We start from the raw sequence: 23,550 nt of genomic DNA, 5'->3' as shown, positions 1-23,550 counted from the left end.
TTCCAAAAATATTAATACATTTATATTTTGCTATCTAAAGTGTGAATGTTGGACTTCAAATTAGAACGATCATGGATGTAAGCACAAAATTAAAACTACTTTGTCTACTCTTTTTACCTTTCACCGGTTGCTTCACGACGCTCAATGCGCAAAAAAAAACGCATAAAACAGAATTACAAATCGAGAACGAAAATCCTCAGGTAAAAACGCTGAAACGAAAAGTAGCGATCGCCCGATTTACGAATGAAACTCAGTATGGTAAGGGAATATTTTATGATAAAGAAAATGACCCAATGGCCAGACAAGCACTTGACATTCTTTCCAATAAACTTGTGATGAGTGAAAAATTCCTCCTACTCGAACGTTCTGACCTGGAAAAGATCATCGAAGAAAGTCAGAAAAACGGAGGAGACTACACGAATGTCGGTGCCGATTATCTGATTGTCGGCTCTATCACTGAATTCGGACGGAAAAACCTGGGCGATGCCAATCTTATTTCACGTACAAAAACACAGGTGGCTGAGGCGGCCGTTACGATCCGTATGATCGATGTCAAAAACGGACAGATCATTTATTCGGAAGAAGCAAAAGGACAGGCTGAACTGAAAAGCAAATCCACACTCGGCGTGGGTTCTTCTGCCGATTTTGACGCAACGTTGAGTGACAAAGCAATTTCTGCGGCGATATCCAAACTGACGGAAAACATTATCTCCAATTTGATGGACAGAACATGGAAAGCTTATTTCCTGACGGTTGACAACGGAGATTATTTCATAAGTGGCGGTAAAAGTCAGGGTATTGAAGTAGGAGATGAATTTCTGGTGAAAGAAAAAGGACGTATCGTTAAAAATCCACAGACAGGCATGTCTTTAGAGCTGCCGGGCAAGCAAGTGGCGCGCATCAAAGTAACCTTGAGTGAAGGAGACAATCCTCAAAATGAATTCTCAATCGTAGAGTTTCTACAGGGAAGTATCGATCAGGAAAATTTAGACAACTATTATATCGAGGAGGAAAGATAATGAAAGCTAAACTATTATTTCTATTCTTTTCCGTGGTGATGCTCACTGCATGTGCTGTAGGGCGAACCACAGAATCAAGGGGGTTGGAAAACGAGGCTTACCTTCAATTTACAAGAGGAACTACCGACGCTTACAATGGCGGCGTATATGTATATGTTGACCACAACAAACCCTTCAAGGCTAAAGTGAATAAGGTTAAAGCCACAAAAGTAAAGGGCGATACCTATGTAATAAAGAGCGGGAAACGGCATCTAAAGGTTGTATACAAAGACAGAACACTCTACGAAAAAGACATTATACTATCTACACAGGAAACAAAACGCATAGAGCTACCTTAATTTAATACATAATATTAATGAGAAAACAACGGCTAAGCGCAATTTTGCTGATATCAATTTGTTGTGCGAGTTGTACAACACAGCAAACATTGTATTCATGGAGTGATTACGAAAGACGCTCTTTCGATTATGTAAAAGAAGATACCGAAAAAAATCTGGATGAATTATTAGAATCTTACGAAAAAATGATCAACCAGCAAACCGGTTCAAGAAAAACACCTCCCCCCGGAGTTTGTGCCGATTATGGCTTTCTGCTTGTAAAGAAAGGAAAAACCGCCGAAGGTGTTCAAATGCTAAAGCAGGAGATAGCTCTTTATCCCGAATCTGCTACATTTATTTCACGAATTATAAAAAAACTGGAGGAATGATGATACGAAACATAGTATTCTTGTGTGTAGCCATTTTGGTATTGGCATCGTGTGGCACTACGCAAAGTTCGATGACAAAAGAACAAGCCTATGGGTTGATGTATCAGAACCATCCTCAGGCAATCGCCGCCATGCCTCCGGTTAACAAAACCAACAACGTAGAGGCTAAGGAATTCTTTTACAGTTCGTTTACCCGTCCGCTGGCAGAGAGAGGATATTATGTTCTTCCTGCTTTCCTGACAATGGAATTGTTTAAGAGCGAAAGCGCTTATGACTCGGAGATGTTTATTGATGGTAGCCTGAAGCAGTTTGGAGAAGTATTAGGAGCCGATGCCCTTTTGTTTACCATTATTCATCGTTGGGAAAAAGCGGCACTGAATGCGAATATAACCGTAGAGGTTGAATATATTCTGAAATCTACAAAAGACAATGCCACGCTTTTCTCGCGTAGAGGGACTATTGTGCATGATATGTCGACAGACAATACCGCCGGAGGATTAGCAGGACTAATAACAATGGCTGCCGACATGTTGACCACAGCGACAACCAATCCGATTAAAGCCGCACGCGCAGCCAATATGTACACATTATCAGATTTACCGGCTGGCATGTACCATTCCGGTTACGAAACAGATAAAACGACAAACGCCGGACAGCCGGAATTCAGCGTAACCATAAAACAATAACGAAAATCAGAGAAGTTCGATAACCTTCTCCAATTCCATGCTTCGCGAGCCTTTAATAAGGATATGATAACCTTTTAGCGGGTTTGCTTTTAGAAAGTCTACCAGGTCGGCTGTTGTAAGGAAGGTTTGGTGGGCTTTTCCTTTTTCTGAAAAGCGTTTGCCACATAGAAAAACGTTATCGTATTTGCCGTTATCAATCAGGCGTACAATGCTGTCGTGTTCTGCGTCTGATGTTTCTCCAAGTTCAAACATATCCCCCAGAATTAAAGCTTTGGGTGAAACATTCAGCGTGTTAAAGTTTTCCAACGCGGCTTTCATACTGCTTGGGTTCGCATTGTAAGCGTCAACAATCAATGTGTTATTTTCGGTCTGCATTAGTTGAGAGCGCTTATTAGTCGGTTCGTATGCCGCGATGGCTCTGCTGATTCTTTCCGCGGGGATTTTAAAATATCGTCCTATCGCTACCGCCGTTAACAGATTGGATAGGTTGTAACTGCCTATCAGGTGGGTTTCTACCGTGTGTATCTTACCTTGCTGTTTCCAATTGAACACAAGAAACGGATTATTGTCTACAACATGACCGGAGGCAAAGGCGGTATCATCCTCCCCATAAGTAACTTGTTGAAGTCCGCGGGCCATATGCTGTAAAAGCTGATCTTCTTTTTTGATAAAAACCACACCTTTTACTTTACGTATAAAATCGTAAAGTTCACCCTTTGTTTTCGCAACACCTTCAAAAGAACCGAAACCTTCCAGATGCGCCAACCCCACATTAGTAATAACGCCATAGTTCGGTGCCGCTATTGCCGCCAGTTCGGCAATATCTCCCGGATGACTGGCTCCCATTTCTATCACAGCCATTTCATGATCATGTGTAAGCCGTAGCAAAGTAAGCGGCACCCCGATGTGATTATTCAGATTGCCCTCCGTGTATAACAAATTAAATTTCGAAGCAAGCACAGTGCCAATAAGCTCCTTGGTCGTTGTCTTCCCGTTCGTGCCCGTTATACCTATCACCGGAATGTTAAGCATTTTTCTGTGGTGATGCGCCAATTGCTGTAAAGTCTTCAACACATTTTCCACTAAAATTGTCCGCTCGCCGGTAAAATAATCCGGATTATCAATCACAGCATAGGCCGCTCCGATAGACAAAGCTTGTTCAACATATTTGTTCCCATCAAATTTATCACCTCGTAAAGCAAAAAACATAGAGCCTTTCGGGCAATTACGACTGTCGGTTGTAATCTGTGGATGATGCAAGTACAATTGATACAATTCTGGAATGGTCATATTTATTAGGTAGTCTCTGTGGGTTATTAATTAAGGACAAATGTAAAGCATATTATAATAATTACGTACTTTTGTCATAGTAAGTTTATCAACCGTATGTTTCATGAACCATAAATCCCTCAACATCAAAGGGGTCATAATGCCTCTGAATGAGCCTGTTATCATGGGTATCCTCAACATAACGCCGGATTCTTTTTTTTCGGGAAGCAGAAAGGAAACCGAAAGAGAAATAGACGAAAGAATACAGGCCATACTATCCGAAGGCGGAACAATCATCGACTTGGGTGGGTATTCTTCGCGTCCGGACGCTTCACCGATTGATGAAGCGGAAGAGATGAAACGACTTACCACCGCACTTGAGTTAATCAAGCGCCATTATGCAGACACCGTTATTTCGATAGACACGTTTCGCTCGGGCATCGCCCGCCGTTGTGTAGAGGAATATGGCGCTTCGATTATAAATGACATATCCGGCGGACAATTAGACGATAATATGTTTGCCACGATTGCCGCCTTAAACGTACCTTATATCCTGATGCATATGCGTGGAACCCCACAAACAATGCAGCAACATACAAAATATGACGATTTGATCGGCGAAATCCTGATTTATTTTGCTTCACGAATCAGGCAATTACATTTGCTCGGCGTAAACGACATTATTATCGACCCGGGATTCGGATTTAGTAAAACAACAGATCAAAACTATCAACTGATGCACCAACTGAACGAATTGGCGTTATTGGATCTTCCGTTGCTTATCGGCATATCACGAAAAAGTATGATTTATAAGTTACTGGGATCAACACCGGAAGAAAGCCTGAACGGCACTACGGTGCTCAACACAATTGCCTTGTTAAACGGAGCAAATTTTCTTCGTGTACACGATGTGAAGGCGGCTAAAGAAGCCGTTCGTATTGTCTCAAAATATAAAAACGCACGCTAATTATGTGGACATACTTTGGATTAAAAGACCTGATCGATGTAGCGCTTGTTGCATTCTTACTTTATCAGACCTATAAACTGATGAAAAACTCCGGAGCTATCGCGATTTTCAGCGGAGTGGTTTCGTTTATTATTCTGTGGATCGTTATTTCGCAAATTCTGGAAATGAGATTGCTCGGCGCAATATTAGACAAGATCGTAAGTTTCGGTTTTATCGTGTTGGTTGTGCTGTTTCAAGACGAAATACGGCGGTTTCTTGTAATCCTTGGCTCGCACAAAGGGCTGCAATTCCTATCCAAGCTGTTCTCGCCGAAAGATACGGTTTCGGAGAAACAAAAAAAGTTCGTTGCACCGGTTGTACTGGCCTGTATGAATATGGCGAAGAAAAAAACCGGGGCGTTAATCGTTATTCAACAAACGATGGACTTAGCCATGTACATCCACACCGGCGAAATGTTTATCGCTGAAACAAACGCCCGGTTAATCGAAAATATATTTTTCAAAAACAGCCCCCTGCACGATGGAGCCATGATTATTGCCGGCAATCAGATACGAGCGGCCGGTTGTATTTTGCCGGTGGCTCAACGTGCCGATATTCCAAAAGAATTCGGACTCAGGCACCGCTCGGCTTTAGGTCTTTCCATAGAGACCGATGCGCTCGTTATTATTGTTTCTGAAGAAAGAGGCAAGATCTCCGTTGCCCACAACAGCATGCTCGAAATTAACGTAAGCGCCGAAGATTTACAACAAATCCTGACAGGTGAACGAGAGGTGAAAAATTACTGTTAGACACAAAAACAGGACTTTTTAAAACATTTCGTATTTTCACTATTGTATCCAAACGTTAATCAGATCCTCGCGTCTGCAAACGAGTGTTAATTTACGGGCTAAATACGTCTGTTTTACGCTGAAAACAGGTGTATAGGCTTCAATTAAACATCCTTTGTTTTCGAAAAAATATCCTTTATTTTTTTGATTACATACTTTATTCAAAAAAAGACATACTAATGTTGTTCGGCAAAGAAGAAAAGCCGGGTCAGAAAACGGCAAAAAATAACGTATAGCAAAATCACACATGGTATGAATCCGCCTATCCGACCGAATGTTAAAACACGCTGAGAAGGGCGCAAAAGAGGAGGCGTCATTTTGGCACATATACCCTGAATTATCTTTCTTTCTGACATTTAGGCTCGCCTTTTACACACTGTTAAATAATCTAAATTTGACACCTTGGCATGCAAAAGCAGGGGCGTTTTTGCAAACTCCATATTGCATTTTTGTGTATTTTTGTAGTCTTAATCGAAAAAACTCAAAAAGTAATATAAAATCCCCCTTGTTATGAACTTAATGCAAGATGTTTTCGCCAGAGCTAAATCAAGCAAGCAACGCATTGTTTTGCCTGAAGGACTCGATGAGCGTACGTTAAAAGCAGCTGACCGACTATTAGCCGATGAGATTGCTGAACTAATCTTAATTGGTAACCCGGTTGAAATAATCAAGCGGGCAAGTGAATTGAATTTGCTTAATATACAGAAAGCAACTTTGGTTGACCCGAAATCTCACGCAAAGAAACAGGCCTATACAGACCTATTGGTTAAACTGCGTGAAAGGAAAGGAATGACTCCGGAAAAAGCCGCTGTGCTTGTTGAGAACCCACTCTATCTTGCCTGCCTGATCATTAAGGCCGGTGATGCGGATGGCGAAATTGCCGGTGCGGAAAACACAACAGGAGATGTGTTACGCCCAGCTTTACAAATCATCAAGACCGCGCCGGGCATTAGTTGTGTTTCAGGTGCGTTTTTGCTTTTTACACAGAATAAAATTTACGGAGAAGAGGGTATTATCGTTGTGGCCGATTGCGCGGTTATGCCAAACCCCACAGCTCCCGAACTGGCTCAAATCGCTGTATCTACGGCTCAGACAACCAAAAGCATTGTCGGCATAGAACCTAAAGTGGCCATGCTTAGTTTCTCCACAAAGGGTAGTGCTTCGCATGAGATGGTGGATAAGGTAGTAGAAGCTACCCGCCTGGCTAAAGAATTGGCTCCCGATCTTAAAATAGACGGTGAGTTGCAAGCTGACGCCGCGTTAGTTCCTGTTGTCGCAAAGAAAAAAGCACCCGGAAGCGAAATTGCCGGTCAAGCCAATGTATTGGTATTCCCTACTTTAGAAGTAGGAAACATTGCTTATAAGTTAGTTGAACGTTTAGGTAACGCGTTAGCCGTAGGCCCGATTCTTCAGGGAATGGCAGCGCCGGTAAACGACCTGTCACGCGGATGTTCGGCCGAAGATATCTACAACATGGTAGCTATCACTGCGAATCAGGCAATCGGAGCAAAGCAAGCAGCTCAATAACCGTTATTGAAGAAATTTGGGTTTGCCCCCGAATCTCTTTGAAAATACATATAAAATAAATAATTAAACAATAGGAATGAAAATATTAGTATTGAATTGTGGAAGTTCTTCGGTTAAATACAAATTGTTTGACATGAAGAAACACGAAGTAATGGCGCAGGGAGGAGTTGAGAAACTCGGACTGCCCGGGTCTTTTCTTAAATTTACAACAGCGGAAGGTAAGAAAGTTGTTCTGGAAAAGGAATTGCCGGAACATAACGCGGCTATTCAGTTTATTCTGAGTATCCTGACCGACGAAAAACATGGTTGCATCAAATCATACGATGAAATTGACGCTGTTGGCCATCGCGTTGTACATGGAGCTGAAGAGTTTAGCAGCAGCATGGAAATTACAGACGATGTAATCGCCAAGATGGTGGAATGTATTGACCTCGCCCCACTTCATAATCCACCCAACCTGAAAGGTATCCGCGCAATGAACGCGTTGATTCCGGGCATTCGCCAGGTAGGTGTATTCGATACTGCTTTCCACCAAACTATGCCGGACTATGCCTACATGTATGGTCTGCCTTATTCTCTTTACAAGAAATACGGCATACGTCGTTACGGATTTCACGGCACAAGCCATCGTTATGTATCTAAAAGAGCTTGCGAAGTATTGGGCGTTCCTTTTGAAAAGCAACGCATCATTACGGCTCATATCGGAAACGGAGGTTCTATCACAGCAATAAAAGACGGAAAAAGTATCGATACCTCCATGGGGCTTACACCGGTGGAAGGCTTATTGATGGGAACCCGTTGTGGCGACGTGGATGCCGGCGCGCTTTCATTCATTATGGACAAAGAAGGGTTGGACGCGAAAGGACTGTCTGATCTGATTAACAAACAAAGTGGTGTATTCGGATTGTCGGGCATCTCTTCAGACATGCGCGAAATTGAAGCTGCCGTGGCCGAGGGTGACAAAAAAGCAATCCTTGCTCTGCAAGTTTATAATTATCGCATTAAGAAATATATCGGAGCTTATGCTGCGGCGCTTGGTGGAGTAGATATCATCGTTTTCACCGGAGGTGTAGGCGAAAACCAATGGGCAACACGTCGAGAAGTTTGTAACGACATGGAATACATGGGTATCAAATTTGACGAAGCAAAGAACGACAAGATGCGTGGAGAGGAAATGGTACTCAGCACACCCGACAGTAAGGTAACGGTAATGGTTGTACCTACCGACGAAGAGTTTATGATTGCTTCGGACACAATGGAAATACTGACCAATGATCAATAATAATTACTAATCCTCACAGCTTACACTAAAGGATTAGATTCCGGGGCGACACTGACATCGGTTAGTGTCGCCCTTTTCGATTTTAGTCCCATGCGGGAGGTTCCTGATTCAATAAATGTTTTACAAAGAAATCGTCAAGCCGGCGCATTTCATATTGTCCGCCAAGCGAATGCGTTCTGCCCGGCAAATACAGTTGGTCGAAATTCTTATTGGCTTTGATCAAGGCTTTCACCACCTGTAATGTCGACGCCGGATCTACATTATCATCCAATTCACCGTTAATAAGCAGTAGTTTTCCCTTCAACAAATGTGCGTTATCTACATTTGAACAGGCACTATAAGACTCATCCAAGGGAAAGCCCATCCATTGTTCGTTCCACCACATTTTATCAACACGATTGTCGTGACATCCGCAAAGAGACACCGCCACCTTATAGAAGTCATTAAAGAAAAGCAACGCCGCCATCGCATTCTGTCCGCCGGCAGACCAGCCATATATGCCAACTCTTTCCGTATCCATATAAGGATACTTCTCCGCGGCGGCTTTTATCCAGGCAATTCGATCCGGGAAGCCGGCATCTTTCAGGTTTTTCCAGCATACATCATGGAATGCTTTTGAACGGTTGGCCGTGCCCATGCCATCAATAGAAACAACAATAAACCCAAGTTCAGAAAGTCGGGAGATAAGGCGACTGTATGCGAGGAAATCTTTTGACACGTGAGAATCATGCGGACCGGCATAGATCATTTCTACTACGGGATATGACTTCGAGGGGTTGAACGTTGAAGGACGGTGGATGTTTCCCCAAATATCCGTCTTTCCATCGCGCCCTTTCGCTGAAAAGACTTCCGGCATTTGCCAACCGGCAGCAACAAGCTCTGCGATATCCGCCTTTTCAAGTTGAAGAACTACAGAACCATCACTCGTCTTTTTCAACAGGCTTACGGGAGGAAGATCGGGACGTGAATAAACATCTACATACCAGGTATGGTCTTTCGATGCTGCAATCCGGTGGTTCGCCGGCTCAGGAGTCAGGTTTTCAAACCCGGTTCCATCAATTTTAATACGGCAATAATGCAGATTGTAGGGATCTTCGTCTGCATTAAAACCGGAAGCCAGAAAATAAATCATTCCGCCGACCTCATCTACATGTTCTACCTGACGAACAACCCACTCGCCTTTTGTGATCTGCCGTTTCACATTCCCTTTATTGTCGTAGAGATAAAGATGCTTCCAGCCATCACGTTCTGAACTCCAGATCATTTCCTGTCCGTCATTCATATCGTAGCGGTAATTTTTGTAATAATGGACGAATGTTTTTGTTTGCTCATCGGCCAAATGGGTGATCTCGCCGGTATGCGCGTTAACCTCACCTACAATATAACGCTGGTGCCCGCGCTGATTGAATTCAAACGTAAAGGCACGACTATCTTTCCTCCACCCCGTTATGTAGAGCGAAAACTGATTTGAATAATCTTTTGCCTCAATTGGAATCTGTTTTCGTTTTTCCACGTCAAATAGCACAGGGATACTGACGGGCAACACATCGCCCGGTTTGGCGTAATCTCGCCATTGTAGTATAGGCTGCAGTTGACGCTCAGGACTCGACTCGATCAGTGGAATTCGGCGAACTTTTACATCACGAACTTGCACCGTAGCCAATTTACGAGAATCAGGAGACCAATGGATAGAAGAGCTATAATATAAATCGTCGTTTCCATCGCGCGAAAGTGCTATCGCATCTTTCCCTCCCATCGGACGAATATAGAGATTGTTATCCTTAATAAACGCCTCCCATTGTTTGTCCGGAGAAGCTACCGGGTCACTATTACGGTGGTTCCTTTCTCCCCAGTATCGTTGAGTCTTTTCTTCTTTTTTGCCCAGATTTTTTAGTTCATTTTTCTTGAAGTAGTATTCCCAGCGTGTATTATTATAGACAAATGAGATACCGCTTTTGTCTTCCATAAAGTTAACTTCAGACAAGCCTAAATTAGCAGCGGTTGTTTCTTTCCGGCTTTCTTTCGTTAAAAGAGCAGCCAACTTCTGTTGGTCGAATGCTACACGCTTTTTCCCCGTTTTAGCCTCTACTAGGTAATAGATATCTCCGCTCCGCTCATGGTTCAAATACCAAAACTCCGTTGATTCGCCTATCCAGGTGGCTTGTACTGCCGGCGAATAAACCAATCTGCTGTTTTTTGCAATCGTATCTGCCCGTTGGTAATCTTCTTTTGATATCTGTGCAGAAAGAATTAGCGGACACAACCCCAAAAACAGTATAACACTACGCATTATTGCTCTCATATTGAATAATTAAAGGAATAGACTCTACTTACAAAAATAAAGAAATAAGCGACTGCAAAGGGTTAATTAAATCTGAAAAAATAGCAATATCGTCTGATTTGTCTTTTTTCAATAACAGATTGAACGTATCTTTGCCAAAAGGAATGAGTAAGGCTATTAGATGATTGGTATACTAAGCACAGGCATAATTATTGGAATATTGGTTTCAGCCCCGATGGGACCAATTGGTTTACTTTGCATTCAACGCACACTTAGCAAAGGCAGGTTACACGGATTTGTCACCGGCATTGGGGCTATGCTCTCAGATATCATATATGCCTGCATCACTTGCCTTGGTATGGGAATGATTGTCAATTTCATTGAAGCCAACGAAGCTCCGTTACAACTTTTCGGCAGTATTGTTCTCGGTGCATTTGGTTTTTACATCTTCCGCTCTAATCCCACCAGAGGTATCCGAAAACAAGGAGATAAAAAACTGTCTTATACGCAAGACTTTCTGAGTGCTTTTCTACTTACCTTGAGCAATGTATTTATTGTGCTGCTTTATATCGCGCTTTTTGCCCGTTTTGGCTTTGTTTTACCCGAACATTCAATATGGATGTCGCTCTGCGGTATAGGCGGTATTGGTATCGGTGCCTTACTTTGGTGGACAAGCATCACATACGTTGTATCTAAACTGAGAAAATGGTTTAACATCAGAAGCATCTGGATATTTAACAAAATTGTAGGAATTATAATTATCTTAGTCTCCATTATTGGTTTAGTATCAATCATCCTAACATTTTATTTCCATATACCTTTAAACTTCGTAACACCATGAAAGTACTCAATCAAATTCCGAATCTTCCGGCTCTGGATGTGTTAGACATATTATCGGTAGATTATTTTTTAGAAAATAAAGCTTTGCGTCTGCATATTAATCAGGTAAATTGGGAAGAGTTCCCTTATCAGCCAATTACGGTAGTTGACATAGCACGCACCGACAAGAACTTGTATTTACATTTCTTTGTACGTGGCAATTCTTTGAAAGCTTCCTATCAAGAAGACGGATCACCTGTTCATAAAGACAGCTGTGTGGAGTTCTTTGTAAAACCTCAGCGCGGACCGTATAAATACATCAACTTCGAGTTCAACTGCATTGGCACTTGTGATGCCTCTTACAGACAATCACGTGAAGAGAAAACAGGACTGAGCGCTGAGGAATATGCCTCTATCAGACGCCATTCCTCTTTAGAAAATAAAACATTTGAAGAGATAACCGGCGTACATAGCTGGGAACTGACCGTTGCAATCCCCTTTACGCTCATGGGAATAAACCCGAAGAAACTTCCAAAAACACTACACGCTAATTTTTACAAATGCGCCGATGAAACAGCATGCCCTCACTACCTCAGTTGGGCGCCAATTGATCTGCCTGAACCCAACTTTCATTGTCCGGAATATTTTGGAGAGTTACGTTTCTAATAAACAAAAAAAAGGCCACCTCAATATCTAAATTGAGATAGCCTTCTGTATTTTTTAGAGAAGAACGTATTTATTTAACTTCCCAAATTTCACCTTTCATCAGCAAATCACGTAGTTTGCGGGTTGGATTCTTTGCTTGTACGTCTTTCACTTGCTGGTCTACGCACTGATCGTATACCGGAGCCTCAATGTCGCGTATAACGCCCAAAGCGATTGGCAAGTTGTTTTCATTGCTCATCATTGCAAGCATTGTTTGTAAGGTCGAATCTTGAGCATGAGCATCATGTACCAATACGTCGTCCAATGTATAGCCATCTTCACCGATTGTAACGGCTTTCAGCTTCAGTCCGTCGAGTACAATACCTTTATTCTCTTCTTTACCAAAGATCATCTTTTCGCCATGACGAAGGAAAACCGTACGTTCAGCCCGATAGTCTTTATCTGTGATGTCTTTGTGTATACCGTCGTTAAAGATAACACAGTTTACCAACACCTCTACCACAGAAGTTCCCTTATGACGACCCGACTCGGCCAAAATAGCTGTTGTGTTTTTCAAGTCTACGTCAATCACACGGGCAAAGAAATTGCTTCTCGCGCCAAAGGCTAATTCTGCCGGAACGAATGGATCTTCGACTGTTCCGTAAGGAGAACTCTTCGATACGAATCCACGTTCTGAAGTAGGTGAATATTGTCCTTTTGTCAATCCGTAAATGCGATTATTAAAAAGAACGATATTGATGTCCACATTACGGCGCACAGCATGAATAAAATGATTCCCCCCGATAGCAAGACAGTCTCCGTCTCCGGTTATCAACCATACACTCAGATCAGGGTTAGCCGTCTTTACACCTGTTGCTATGGCAGCACCACGCCCGTGAATCGTATGAAAACCGTAGGTATTCATATAATACGGCAGACGGGATGAACATCCGATACCTGAAATTACGGCCATATCTTTCGGCGCAACATTCAATTCGGCCATCGCTTTGTGGAGACAGTTCAGTACAGCATGATCACCACAACCCGGGCACCAACGTACATATTGGTCACTCTTATAATCTTTTGCCTGATATTTGATTTCTTCTGTTTCCATAAATTAAGCCTCCATTATTTTAGTGAACTCCTCAATTAATCTTGCCACATTGAAAGGTTGGCCTTTCACGCGATTGAACTGGTAAGGAGTAAATCCGGGTATCTTCCCACGCAAATAGTTAGCGAATTGACCATTGTTTTGTTCAGCGATAACTACCTTTTTATATCTTGTAAGTACTTCGACAGTATTCTTAGGAAGCGGACTAATAAACTTAAAGTGAGCCAATGCTACCTTCTTGCCTTTTTCATGCAATCCTTCCATTGTTTCGTACAAGTGTCCATATGTTCCACCCCAACCTACGATCAGCAGATCGGCGTTTTCGTCTCCAACAACGTCAAGTTCCGGAATAAAATCAGCGATCTTATCTATCTTTGCCTGACGCACATTGACCATTTTCTGGTGATTTTCGGGATTTGTAGAGATTGCGCTTGTGTTAAAGTCTTTCTCCAAACCTCCGATGCGATGCTCAAATCCTTCCATTCCGGGGAAAGCCCAGTAACGCACACCTGTTTCTTCGTTTCTTCTGTAGGGTTTCCATTCTGCTTCACCAGTATAGCTGGTAGCGTATTGTGGTTTTACCTCCGGATAATTATCTAAATCTGGTAGCTTCCAGGCAGAAGAACCGTTTGCAATGAAGCCGTCTGTTAACAAGATAACCGGCGTCATGTGTTCAACGGCCAACTTGCCTGCCCAAAAGGCTGCATCAAAACAATCAGTCGGAGTAGTTGCAGCGATTACAACAGCAGGGCTTTCACCATTTCGTCCATAAAGCGCCTGCATCAAGTCGGTTTGTTCACTTTTTGTAGGCAAACCGGTTGATGGACCACCACGTTGTACATCAATAACAACCAACGGCAGTTCAGCGATAACCGCCAGACCGATAGCTTCACTCTTTAGCGCCAATCCGGGTCCGGAAGTAGAAGTAGCCGCCAGATTTCCGGCAAAGCTCGCACCGATAGCCGTACAAATACCGGCAATTTCGTCTTCGGCCTGAATAGCCTTTACCCCCAAGTCCTTTCTTTTGGAAAGTTCATGCAAGATATCGGTAGCCGGTGTAATAGGATAACTTCCGAGAAACAACTTCATTCCGGCTTTTTCAGCGGCTGCGATCAAACCATAAGAAGTAGCCGTATTCCCATTTACATCTGTATAAAATCCGGGCTCTGCTTTCTTACCTTCAATACGGTATGTAGAAACAGTAGCATGGGTATTATGACCGAAATTATAACCATCTGTAAGCGCTTTAATATTTGCTTCGGCAATGGTTGGCTTTTTAGCGAATTTATTCTGAAGCAAATGCATTGCTTCTTCAAGAGGACGCTCAAACAACCAGCAAACAAGTCCAAGAGCAAACATATTCTTACAGCGAAGGGCAGATTTATTATCCAATCCGAAATCAACCAATCCTTCCTTTACCAAGGTAGAAATCGGTGCCGCAACCAATTGCACACCGGTAAGTCCTAATTCTGTGAACGGATCATCTGTAGTGAACTTAGCTTTATTCAGGTCATTCGTCTTGAACGAGTCTGTGTCGATGATGATAATTGAATTAGGTTTCAAGATATCCACATTTACTTTTAACGCAGCGGGATTCATAGCGACCAAAACATCGGCTTTATCTCCCGGCGTAAATACCTTTTTGGAACCCAAATGCACCTGGAACCCGGAAACACCACTTAGAGTGCCCTGAGGTGCACGAATTTCTGCCGGATAATCGGGAAATGTAGATATTTCATTCCCAAAGATCGCCGACAAAGTTGAAAAGATCGTTCCCGTCAATTGCATTCCGTCGCCCGAGTCACCCGAGAAACGTACAACCACCTTTTCCAAAGTTGTGACTTTTGTTTGTTCTCCCATAGATTATAATTATTAGCGTTTGTCTCTTGGTTTTTAACTGTATCAATTAAATGATACTTACAAAGTAAGCAATAAACTTTCTGAGCACAAACATTTTACAATTCAAAAAGCAGATAAATAAATATCTAAATTATTAGAAAGCATATTAAAATGATTAGACACATAATTATTAACGGGTTTACCGCAATACATATAAATGCCCGAACGGAAGCACACGTCGGCTTTGATCGCCGTTTGTATTGTTCCCATATCTCCCAACAGCGTAATTAATGGGGTAATGATGTTGCTGAAAGCCATCGATGTGGTTCTCGCCACATGATTGCTTATATTCGGTTTACAGTAATGCAAGATACCAAATTGTTCAAAAACCTCCGGATCTGAACTTGAAAGGCAACAGGTTGTTTCGAAACATCCCCCTTGGTTCACTCTCAGATCAATTACCAACGCACCCCGCTTCATAGTCCGGATCAGATCTTCCGCAATAACATACCGGCGGCGGGAATTGATATAACGCATAGCCCCCACCACTACATCGGCACTGGTAAAGGCATTACGCAGCACATTCGGATGGAAATTGGACGTAAAAATCTTTTGCCCCAATACCTGCTGAAGCATCCTCAACTTATTAATATCATCATCAAAGACTTTCACGGTAGCACCCAATCCTAAGGCGGCACGGGCAGCCACAGTCCCGGCATTGCCGGCTCCTATAATCACAACTTCAGTTGGAGGAACCCCCGGTATTCCGCCCAGCAAAATGCCTTTTCCTCCTTTCGTGTTGCTCAATAACTCCGCGGCAATCATCACCGATGATGTACCTTCTATTTCGGAAATCACATTCAGTATAGGCGCACGAAAACTATCGTCGGTCATCAGTTCGTAAGCAAAAGCGTTTATCCGTTTCCGCATCAAACCTTCATACGAATCCGAATCAAACAAATTAAACTGGATCATGGAGAACAATGTAGAACGAGGCTTCATAAGCGCCACCTCGCAGGGCAAAGGCGGAAGCATTTTCAGGATATAATCTGCCTGATAAACTTCAGCCGGAGTCGAAACAATCTCTGCTCCTGCCTCGGCAAAATGATTATCCGAATAATTTATACCCAACCCCGCGTTGGTTTCCACAATAACCCGATGCCCGCATTCCACAATCATACCAACCGCTTCGGGCGTTAAAGCCAGTCGCCGTTCTTCAGTATCAAGTTCTTTGGGAATGCCGATCAACAAACGATTGCTTACCTTTCTCAATTCCTCAAGCAACTCCTGAGGTATGTATGCTCCTTGTGTTTGTTTCTGGCTCTGTTTCATAATCAGTTCAAAATACGCTCTAACGCAACAGTTATTGTCTGCACATCAGATTCTGTTAACATATTCTCGGCATCAAAAACTACAGATGCCTGATTATAATAAGGTTCTCTTTTCTGAATATTTTCATCAATAAAACGAAACAGCGATTCACCTGACCGGTCTTTTAAAACCGGACGTGTTTGTCTGCATGTTTCCAACCGTTTAGTCAATTCCTGAACCGACACTTTCAGATAAACGGTCTGTCCGGATCGGTTCATAAACTCCATATTGTCAAAAAAACAGGGGCTTCCCCCTCCGGTGGAAACCAAAACATTCTCAAATTCTGCCACTTCATGAAGCATTTTCCGCTCGATCTCACGAAACGCGTCTTCTCCCCTTTCGGCGAATAATTCACGTACACTTTTATGGTAGCGAGCCTCAATATGTAAGTCAAGATCAACAAACGAAAGCCCCATGCGACTTGCCAATTGCTTGCCGACTGTTGTCTTTCCCGCACCCATATAACCAATCAAAAAAATACGCTTCATTCCTGCAACATGAATGTTTACTACAAATGTATGCTTTTTCTATCAACCAACTATTTATTCTGTCAACAAAAAATACGTTTATTCGGCACTAACCATTTTGGAAGTCACCCGATTATAGATAAACAAGGCAAAAGCGGCCAAAAGACCGATCGCCAGCAAAACCATCCAAAGACGCGAAGGGTGATAAGTACTCCAAAGCAGATTGGTCAATTCCTGCGGTGTCATACTCACCTGCCGGGCCACTTCTTCAAAATACGCGTTTGTAGACAGTCCGTCTTGTATCTGCAAGCCTTTTTCAGCAGCAAAATCCCGAACAATCATAACCTTATCAGACATGTTCTGGTATACATTTCCGGAGATATACCCGGCAAAGAAATTTCCCAGACATACCGGAATAAAGGAATAGCCCATATAAAGTGCTTTCTTGTCGGCCGGTGCGATACGCCCGATGTATTCGGTAATTTTAGGCGAACTGGCCATCTCGCCTAAAGCAAAAATCAAAATAGCAACAATCGTAAACAACACATTTTGTGAAGCAAAAGACAACGCCATACCGATTGAACAAACCACAATGCCGGAAATCATCGAATTGAGCGGTTTCATTTTCATTACAATACTCGAAACGATAATCTGAAACAGGATGATGTACATCGCATCAAAATTAGTTACAAACTCCGCATCCATCACACCCGGAGCCGGACTGTAGTTGGCACTGATAAACGGAATATAGGTGCTGAAAAAATTATACAAAGCAGACGTATCCACCCATTGTGTAATGAATACCGGCAACGTAAAGAACAACTGATGATACATGGTCCAGAAGCCGGCAATAATAACAAGGAACAAAACAAACTTAACGTCTTTAGCGATACTCCCCATATTGCGGAAAATGCCTGCAAAAGTTTGCAAAAGACTTTCGTCCGACTTATTTTCCTCACGCCCCGGCTCTTTATAGAAAAACAGCATGATAAAGTTGAGCGCGATAATACCGGCAGACACATAAAAAATCAGATGCGAACTACTTTTAAACAACAACGTTACCATGGGCCCAATAAAGGCACCGATATTAACCATCATATAAAAAATACCGAAACCGATAGAAGAGGTCTCTTCCGTGGTGGTTTTAGCAATCGTTGCGGAGATAACCGGTTTAAATAAAGCCGCGCCCAATGCCAGATAGAGGTACATCAGGAAAACAGCGGTAAAAGATTTAAACATGGGGAGCATAATAAATGCCGATGCATAAATACAAAAAGCCAGAAAAAGCACTTTCTTATACCCGTATCTATCGGCTATGGCTCCGGTTAAAACCGGCAGAAAATAGAGAATTCCTGTTCCGAAACCCATCAATAAACCCTTCTGACTCTGCGTAAACTCGAGCCCTCCCATATCGGAAGAACCGGTAAGATAATTGGCGAATAACATAAAGAACCCATACCAGGCCCAACGTTCGAATAACTCAATTACATTTGCCGCCCAAAACGTACGCGGAAATTTACTAAACACCCCCATTATTTGTTGATTTATTATTTATTCCAACAAAAATAAAACAAAAAGAGAGGGGCGACAACCCAAAAATGACTTTTATGTATCAGTAACATGTTTTCGCCGTTCAAGAACAAACCGGATTCCTGCAATTTTAACTTAAAAAAGCCCCAAAACAGGCAAAAAATCAACCATTCGTAAACAATTGATTTTCAGTACTATAAAAACGCCAAAAACATAAAGGTTATTTTTCCAAAAATAAAGGATATTTCCGCCGAAATAAAGGATATATTTTTAAAAATAAAGGACATCTGCAAAGCAACTTAATTTGAGCACAAAAATCGAAATGTTAATTTTTAAGTTGACTGGTGGTTTTTTCGAATAGAAAAAGGGCAGAATTGTATGTCCGCCCTTTTCGTATTGTATCGCTATGAGGTATTTATTGAGGGGTTCCTCCGCCGCCGCCGCCGCCGCCACTATCGCCGCCCTTGCTGTCGTCATTGCTGATGCCGCGACGAACTTTCTTGATCTGCCCTTTCAGGTTACCAAAGGTGTATGAAACACGAACGCTGAAATCACGTGCTCGCCAATAGTTTATGTTTTTATTCTTAAAGGCTTCGTCTTCCGTATTCGACTCGTATTTTATTGTCTTCCAGAACGGATTGTTAGCGCTTAGTGTTACGGTAAGTTTTTTCTTCATGAAATCTTTACTGAGGTTTAAACCGGTAAAGTATTGTGAGCCGCCTTTGCCTTGCAGCATAATCCAGGGAGAGTAATACCCGCCATACACATTCACCCGGAAATCTTTTGGCAGATTAACCTGTGCGTTCGAGTAGAAATTTCCTCTATACCCGTCGTTCTCCATATTTCTACTTTCGGCTTCATACTTCACATAGTTGGCTCCTCCATTTACTGTGATGTTGAATAATGGAATCGGGTTCCAACGCGCGTAGAGATAAAGCCCTACGTTCTGACGCTTTCCTATATTATCGAATGTAGTGGCAAATACGTTGTTTTCATTCACAAAAGTGTATCGCTCGATAGAGTTATCGACAAAGCTATAGTATCCATTCAGGTTCAGGTTGAATTTTTGCGTAAACATACTATACGTGAAATTCACATTATGGCTCTTTTCCGAATCCAGAAAAGGGTTACCATAACTAATGTTCTCGGGGTCGCGCTCATTTACATAAGGGTTCAAAAACCAGATACTCGGACGCTGGATACGCATATTATAACCTAAACGTACCTGTTGAGCCATATTGATCATGTACGAAATCGTAGCATTGGGCACAACGTCAAAATAATCGGTTTTAAAATTCTGTTCAGGTGATTTTTTAAATTCAACATCCACATTCGTGCCTTCAGCTCTCACACCTGCTTTAAGACCGAATTTCTTGTACTTAATGGCATAGCCCGCGTAACCGGAATAAATATGCTGAATATGATCCAGGTTGATTGATTGCGGACTCGGTTCCCAAACATTGGTTGCTTCATTCAGTATTCGCACATCGGCATCGCTTACATTCTGGCGTAATATATATTTAACTCCAACCTCCAGTGTATGATCTTTAAACAAAGGGGTGGTATAGTCTACCTGCCCGGTGTGTTCGTCGGTATAGGCGTCGTTATCTTCCATTCGCGGAAACATCCAGGCTAATGGATAATTCTTAACATCTTCTAAATAAGTGGATGATTTTGATCCGTCCGGAGAATGACTGTACTTATACGAAACAGTTAGCAGTTCATCTTTCTTTTTTGTAGAATGTTGATAATCCAGATTAACATCAGTCGATCCGAAGTTTCCTTTTCCGTCAGAAAAACGACGATAGGTATAGTCTTTTTCCAGGTCGTCCGGATTCATTGATTGAACGCTGTGCCTTGTCCGGTTTTTCATATTACCGTTAAACAGGTTCACCCCTAAAGTCAGCAAGTTCAGGGTATCAATCTCATAGCTTGCTTCAAGAGCTCCGAATTGAAAAGGCCCCTTATACTTGTTTTGTCCCTTTTGAGTTATAAATTCTTTATTATCTCCCTTCTTCTCCTGATAAGATTCGGAGTCTGTCCATGGGTTATTGTTGTAGCGATAGTTGAAATTGCCGGTTAATCCGAATTTTCCATATTTAATAGACGCGTTTGCTCCTCCTCCGAAACGCCCCAACGCGCTGGCATCCGCACGTACCGTTCCGGTGTATCCGTCTAACGTGTTCCGGCTGGTAATGATATTAATAATTCCCCCTATGCCCTCAGCATCATACTTCGCTCCCGGTTCTGTAATAACTTCGATGTTCTTTACCGTATTGGCCGGCATACTTTTCAATGCGTCGGCAGCATTATCACCGGACAACAAGGTAGACGGTTTGCCGTTGAGGTATATTTTATAATTTCCCGATCCTTTTAATTGTATTTTATCTTCTCCGTCTACCGTTACCATCGGCACTTTTTTCAGCATATCCAGTGTATTACTGGTAATTGCCTCCGGGTCGTCTTCCAGGCTATAAGTAAGTTTGTCGATTTCCACTTTTACCAGCGGCTTCTGGGCTGTTACCGTTACATTTGCAATCTGCTGGGTGTCTTCTTGCATAAGAATCTTTCCGAGATCCAGCGTTTTTTTACCCTCTTGCAATGTAAAATTTTTCACCCCCGGAGCTTTTCCGATAGACTGCAAGGTTATAACATAATTGCCTGTTTGATTTAATGGTGTTTCAAATTTACCATCCATATCACAAGCTAAAAGCTTCACCGGCTTAGATGGATTGGCAACCAAAGCTATGCTTAGTGTAGCATACGGTACGGTTTCGCTTGTCAGCGAATCAACCACCTGTCCTTTTATTAAAAAAGTACTAGGTTTGTCTGACTGTCCGTACATACTTAGTACGACAAACAGGAACAGACTGATCAGGATTAGGATTTTTTTCATTGATCAAGAATAACTTGTTTATTAGTAGTAATTTAGTAACAACTTCGCAAATATAGCAGAAAGACAACATCTACGACCATTTCGTAAATTAAAGTTCTCTAAAAATTGTATTATGATGTTGCAAGTTGCCGTTCCTCCATTATATTTGTATAATTGAACATTTAATATTCAATCACCATGAGTAAACTATTATCACTTCTGACATTGGCCGTAATCGCATCTGCCGCTTTTGCGCAAAAACCAAAAGACATTTCACTCAGCGCACCCAACAAAACAGGCGGAAAAAGTATTATGCAAACATTATCCGATCGCCACTCCGACCGGGAGTTCGACTCAAAAGAATTAACACTGCAAGACATTTCAGACTTGCTCTGGGCTGCCAATGGAGTAAATCGCCCTGACGGAAAGCGCACGGCTCCTTCGGCCATGAATAAACAGGATGTGGATATTTATGTACTAACAAAAGACGGTGCTTACCGCTACGACGCCTCGGCACATGTTTTAAAAGGGATAACAACGGGAGATCATCGCGCGTTGATCAGCAGTTCGCGCAGTAGCCAGACTTCATCCACCCCTCCTGTTGGTTTAGTTTTAGTATCCGACCTCTCCAAATTCGGCCCTAACGCATCCGATAAGGCTTTTCAAATGGGCGCTTTAGACGCAGGTATCGTTTCTCAGAATATTAATTTATTCTGTTCAGGCAAGGGTTTCGCCACTGTTCCCCGTATGTCTATGGATGTTGACGGTCTTAAGAAAACATTGGGATTAAGCGACTCGCAAGTTCCGATGCTAAACAATCCGGTTGGGTATCCTAAGAAATAATTGCTTTTGCAAAATCTCCTTTCTTATCACTTTTACACGTAATCATTTATTTATATGCTAAGAATTGAGTATTTTTGTTACAGTGCGATGTGAATCGTACTTTACTTATATTGAAAAACATTTACATCTTATATATAATTAGTGTTATGGAAGAAAAAAGTATCAAAGGAACTCGCACCGAGCAAAATTTGCTGAAAGCATTTGCCGGAGAGTCTCAGGCAAGAACACGTTATACGTTCTTCGCAAGTGTAGCTAAAAAAGAAGGCTACGAACAAATTGCCGGTGTTTTTATGGAAACTGCCGAACAGGAAAAAGAACACGCAAAAAGATTCTTTAAATTTCTGGAAGGTGGAATGGTAGAAATCACGGCTTCTTATCCTGCCGGAGTAATCGGCACTACCATGGATAATCTTGCCGCTGCTGCTGCAGGTGAAAACGAAGAATGGGCAGAATTATACCCTGAATTCGCGAAAATAGCTGAAGAAGAAGGCTTCAAAAAAATAGCTGTAGCTTTTAAAATGATCGCTACTGTTGAAGCTGAACACGAGAGACGTTATCGTAAGCTGCTCGCGAACATCACTGAAGGAAAAGCATTCGAACGTGATGAAGCAATTGTTTGGCAATGTCGCAACTGTGGTTACTTATATGAAGGCAAGAAAGCGCTAAAGATGTGTCCGGCTTGCGAACATCCACAGTCATACTTCGAACCCATGAAGGAAAACTATTAAAAAATGCAATAGAGACGTACCATATCGTACGTCTCTATTTTTTTCTCTACAACCGTTCTCTATAATCTTCCATTATCGCGGAAAACAGTTCCCCGGTCGTAGGTGGAGTATATGTAATCATATTTGCTCCGGCCTCAATTGTTCGAAGAATACTTTCAGGCGTAGGACCGCCGGTTGCTATAATCGGGAAATCCGGGTATTTTTTTCTGATGTTACGAACAATATTCGCCGTATTTATCCCACCCGAAACATTAAAGATAGTTACTCCCGCCTTAATTCGTGTTTCAAAATCTTCCTTTTCAGAGACAACGGTTATAACAATTGGAATATCCAATCTCTTTTTCATCTCCGTGATCAGCTCATTAGGCGTAGGGGCATTCATTACCACGCCATAAGCTCCGTTCAGTTCCGCGTTTATCGCAATATCAATTGAACGTTGCCCGCTTGTAATTCCGCCACCAACCCCACAAAACACGGGAGTAGGCGAAACTTCTATTATAGCCTGATTAATGGCAATTTGAGGTGTAAAAGGATAAACCGCGATCACTCCATCAGCATTGTTATTCTTAATAATAGCCAAGTCTGTAGAAAAGACCAGCGATTTTAATCGTTTGCCAAAAATATTAATACCACTTGCATTATATATCTCTTCAGGCATTTTGATCGGCTTCTTACGCAGAACCGATTCGATTACCGGAACATTTATTTTTTTCATAAACACACGATGTAATTATTAAAACTCGCTTTATATATAAAAC

At 42.2% G+C, this 23,550-nt stretch carries 21 protein-coding genes; 12 read left to right on the top strand and 9 right to left on the bottom strand.

Annotated elements, in window-relative coordinates:
* Positions 1-71 precede the first annotated feature (71 nt).
* The 4 genes from B9Y81_RS14250 to B9Y81_RS14235 are packed head-to-tail and all read left to right on the top strand — an operon-like array spanning position 72 to position 2,411.
* Positions 72-1,019, top strand: coding sequence for a CsgG/HfaB family protein (locus B9Y81_RS14250; protein ID WP_085537573.1), 948 nt, complete (start codon positions 72-74; stop codon positions 1,017-1,019).
* A complete protein-coding gene (locus B9Y81_RS14245; protein WP_085537572.1) occupies positions 1,019-1,357 on the top strand; it encodes a hypothetical protein in 339 nt (112 codons plus the stop codon). Before B9Y81_RS14250 ends, B9Y81_RS14245 begins: the two co-directional genes overlap by 1 nt.
* Positions 1,358-1,374: 17 nt before the next feature.
* On the top strand, positions 1,375-1,725 hold the full coding sequence (locus B9Y81_RS14240; protein ID WP_085537571.1) for a DUF4810 domain-containing protein: 351 nt from the start codon (positions 1,375-1,377) through the stop codon (positions 1,723-1,725).
* Positions 1,722-2,411 carry a GNA1162 family protein gene (locus B9Y81_RS14235; protein WP_085537570.1) on the top strand — a complete coding sequence of 230 codons (690 nt, stop codon included), beginning with the start codon at positions 1,722-1,724 and terminating at the stop codon, positions 2,409-2,411. Before B9Y81_RS14240 ends, B9Y81_RS14235 begins: the two co-directional genes overlap by 4 nt.
* A 6-nt stretch (positions 2,412-2,417) precedes the next feature.
* On the opposite strand, the gene B9Y81_RS14230 is transcribed toward B9Y81_RS14235, so the two are convergent.
* On the bottom strand, positions 2,418-3,701 hold the full coding sequence (locus B9Y81_RS14230) for a UDP-N-acetylmuramoyl-tripeptide--D-alanyl-D-alanine ligase (RefSeq protein WP_085537569.1): 1,284 nt from the start codon (positions 3,699-3,701) through the stop codon (positions 2,418-2,420).
* A 103-nt stretch (positions 3,702-3,804) separates the two neighbouring features.
* Between B9Y81_RS14230 and folP the strand changes: the two genes are divergently transcribed.
* The 4 genes from folP (at position 3,805) to B9Y81_RS14200 (ending at position 8,283) form a co-directional block, all read left to right on the top strand.
* Positions 3,805-4,647 (top strand): dihydropteroate synthase, encoded by an 843-nt coding sequence (gene folP, locus B9Y81_RS14225; RefSeq protein WP_085537568.1) that lies wholly within the window; start codon positions 3,805-3,807, stop codon positions 4,645-4,647.
* Positions 4,648-4,649: 2 nt separating this feature from the next.
* Entirely contained in the window at positions 4,650-5,435 is a 786-nt protein-coding gene (cdaA, locus tag B9Y81_RS14220; protein ID WP_085537567.1) for a diadenylate cyclase CdaA, read from the top strand.
* A 549-nt stretch (positions 5,436-5,984) separates the two neighbouring features.
* Positions 5,985-7,001: a phosphate acetyltransferase gene (gene pta / locus B9Y81_RS14205; RefSeq protein WP_085537564.1), complete on the top strand. Its 1,017-nt coding sequence runs from the start codon at positions 5,985-5,987 to the stop codon at positions 6,999-7,001.
* A 76-nt stretch (positions 7,002-7,077) separates the two neighbouring features.
* Positions 7,078-8,283, top strand: coding sequence for an acetate/propionate family kinase (locus tag B9Y81_RS14200; RefSeq protein WP_085537563.1), 1,206 nt, complete (start codon positions 7,078-7,080; stop codon positions 8,281-8,283).
* A gap of 82 nt (positions 8,284-8,365) precedes the next feature.
* Here B9Y81_RS14200 and B9Y81_RS14195 read toward each other — a convergent pair whose 3' ends face one another.
* Positions 8,366-10,573 carry a S9 family peptidase gene (locus tag B9Y81_RS14195; RefSeq protein WP_085537562.1) on the bottom strand — a complete coding sequence of 736 codons (2,208 nt, stop codon included), beginning with the start codon at positions 10,571-10,573 and terminating at the stop codon, positions 8,366-8,368.
* Positions 10,574-10,745: 172 nt separating this feature from the next.
* Here B9Y81_RS14195 and B9Y81_RS14190 point away from each other — a divergent pair, with 172 nt between their 5' ends.
* Together B9Y81_RS14190 and B9Y81_RS14185 are read left to right on the top strand one after the other, a co-directional pair.
* Positions 10,746-11,405: a LysE family translocator gene (locus B9Y81_RS14190; protein ID WP_085537561.1), complete on the top strand. Its 660-nt coding sequence runs from the start codon at positions 10,746-10,748 to the stop codon at positions 11,403-11,405.
* Positions 11,402-12,049, top strand: a complete 648-nt coding sequence (locus B9Y81_RS14185) for a carbohydrate-binding family 9-like protein (protein WP_085537560.1) — start codon at positions 11,402-11,404, stop codon at positions 12,047-12,049. The genes B9Y81_RS14190 and B9Y81_RS14185 overlap by 4 nt, the downstream gene beginning before the upstream one ends.
* 70 nt (positions 12,050-12,119) lie before the next feature.
* Here the strand turns inward: B9Y81_RS14185 and B9Y81_RS14180 are convergent, their stop codons facing one another.
* The 6 genes from B9Y81_RS14180 to B9Y81_RS14155 all read right to left on the bottom strand — a co-directional run bounded on the left by B9Y81_RS14180 (position 12,120) and on the right by B9Y81_RS14155 (position 21,242).
* Positions 12,120-13,142 carry a 2-oxoacid:ferredoxin oxidoreductase subunit beta gene (locus tag B9Y81_RS14180; RefSeq protein ID WP_085537559.1) on the bottom strand — a complete coding sequence of 341 codons (1,023 nt, stop codon included), beginning with the start codon at positions 13,140-13,142 and terminating at the stop codon, positions 12,120-12,122.
* A gap of 3 nt (positions 13,143-13,145) precedes the next feature.
* Positions 13,146-14,999 (bottom strand): 2-oxoacid:acceptor oxidoreductase subunit alpha, encoded by a 1,854-nt coding sequence (locus B9Y81_RS14175; protein ID WP_085537558.1) that lies wholly within the window; start codon positions 14,997-14,999, stop codon positions 13,146-13,148.
* A gap of 102 nt (positions 15,000-15,101) precedes the next feature.
* Positions 15,102-16,310 carry an alanine dehydrogenase gene (locus tag B9Y81_RS14170; protein WP_085537557.1) on the bottom strand — a complete coding sequence of 403 codons (1,209 nt, stop codon included), beginning with the start codon at positions 16,308-16,310 and terminating at the stop codon, positions 15,102-15,104.
* A gap of 2 nt (positions 16,311-16,312) precedes the next feature.
* Positions 16,313-16,837 (bottom strand): shikimate kinase, encoded by a 525-nt coding sequence (locus B9Y81_RS14165; RefSeq protein WP_085537556.1) that lies wholly within the window; start codon positions 16,835-16,837, stop codon positions 16,313-16,315.
* 78 nt (positions 16,838-16,915) lie between these two features.
* On the bottom strand, positions 16,916-18,349 hold the full coding sequence (locus B9Y81_RS14160; protein ID WP_085537555.1) for an MFS transporter: 1,434 nt from the start codon (positions 18,347-18,349) through the stop codon (positions 16,916-16,918).
* A 412-nt stretch (positions 18,350-18,761) separates the two neighbouring features.
* Positions 18,762-21,242 carry an outer membrane beta-barrel family protein gene (locus tag B9Y81_RS14155; protein ID WP_085537554.1) on the bottom strand — a complete coding sequence of 827 codons (2,481 nt, stop codon included), beginning with the start codon at positions 21,240-21,242 and terminating at the stop codon, positions 18,762-18,764.
* A 177-nt stretch (positions 21,243-21,419) separates the two neighbouring features.
* Between B9Y81_RS14155 and B9Y81_RS14150 the strand changes: the two genes are divergently transcribed.
* Positions 21,420-22,064 (top strand): SagB/ThcOx family dehydrogenase, encoded by a 645-nt coding sequence (locus B9Y81_RS14150; protein WP_085537553.1) that lies wholly within the window; start codon positions 21,420-21,422, stop codon positions 22,062-22,064.
* A gap of 146 nt (positions 22,065-22,210) precedes the next feature.
* Positions 22,211-22,792: a rubrerythrin gene (gene rbr / locus B9Y81_RS14145; RefSeq protein ID WP_085537552.1), complete on the top strand. Its 582-nt coding sequence runs from the start codon at positions 22,211-22,213 to the stop codon at positions 22,790-22,792.
* Between the two features lie 46 nt (positions 22,793-22,838).
* Here rbr and B9Y81_RS14140 read toward each other — a convergent pair whose 3' ends face one another.
* Positions 22,839-23,507 carry a hydrolase gene (locus B9Y81_RS14140; protein ID WP_085537551.1) on the bottom strand — a complete coding sequence of 223 codons (669 nt, stop codon included), beginning with the start codon at positions 23,505-23,507 and terminating at the stop codon, positions 22,839-22,841.
* Between the last annotated feature and the right edge of the window lie 43 nt (positions 23,508-23,550).

The sequence above is a fragment of the Massilibacteroides vaginae genome (assembly GCF_900178525.1).
GTDB lineage: Bacteria > Bacteroidota > Bacteroidia > Bacteroidales > Tannerellaceae > Massilibacteroides > Massilibacteroides vaginae.
This window is presented reverse-complemented; position numbering and strand designations above follow the sequence as displayed.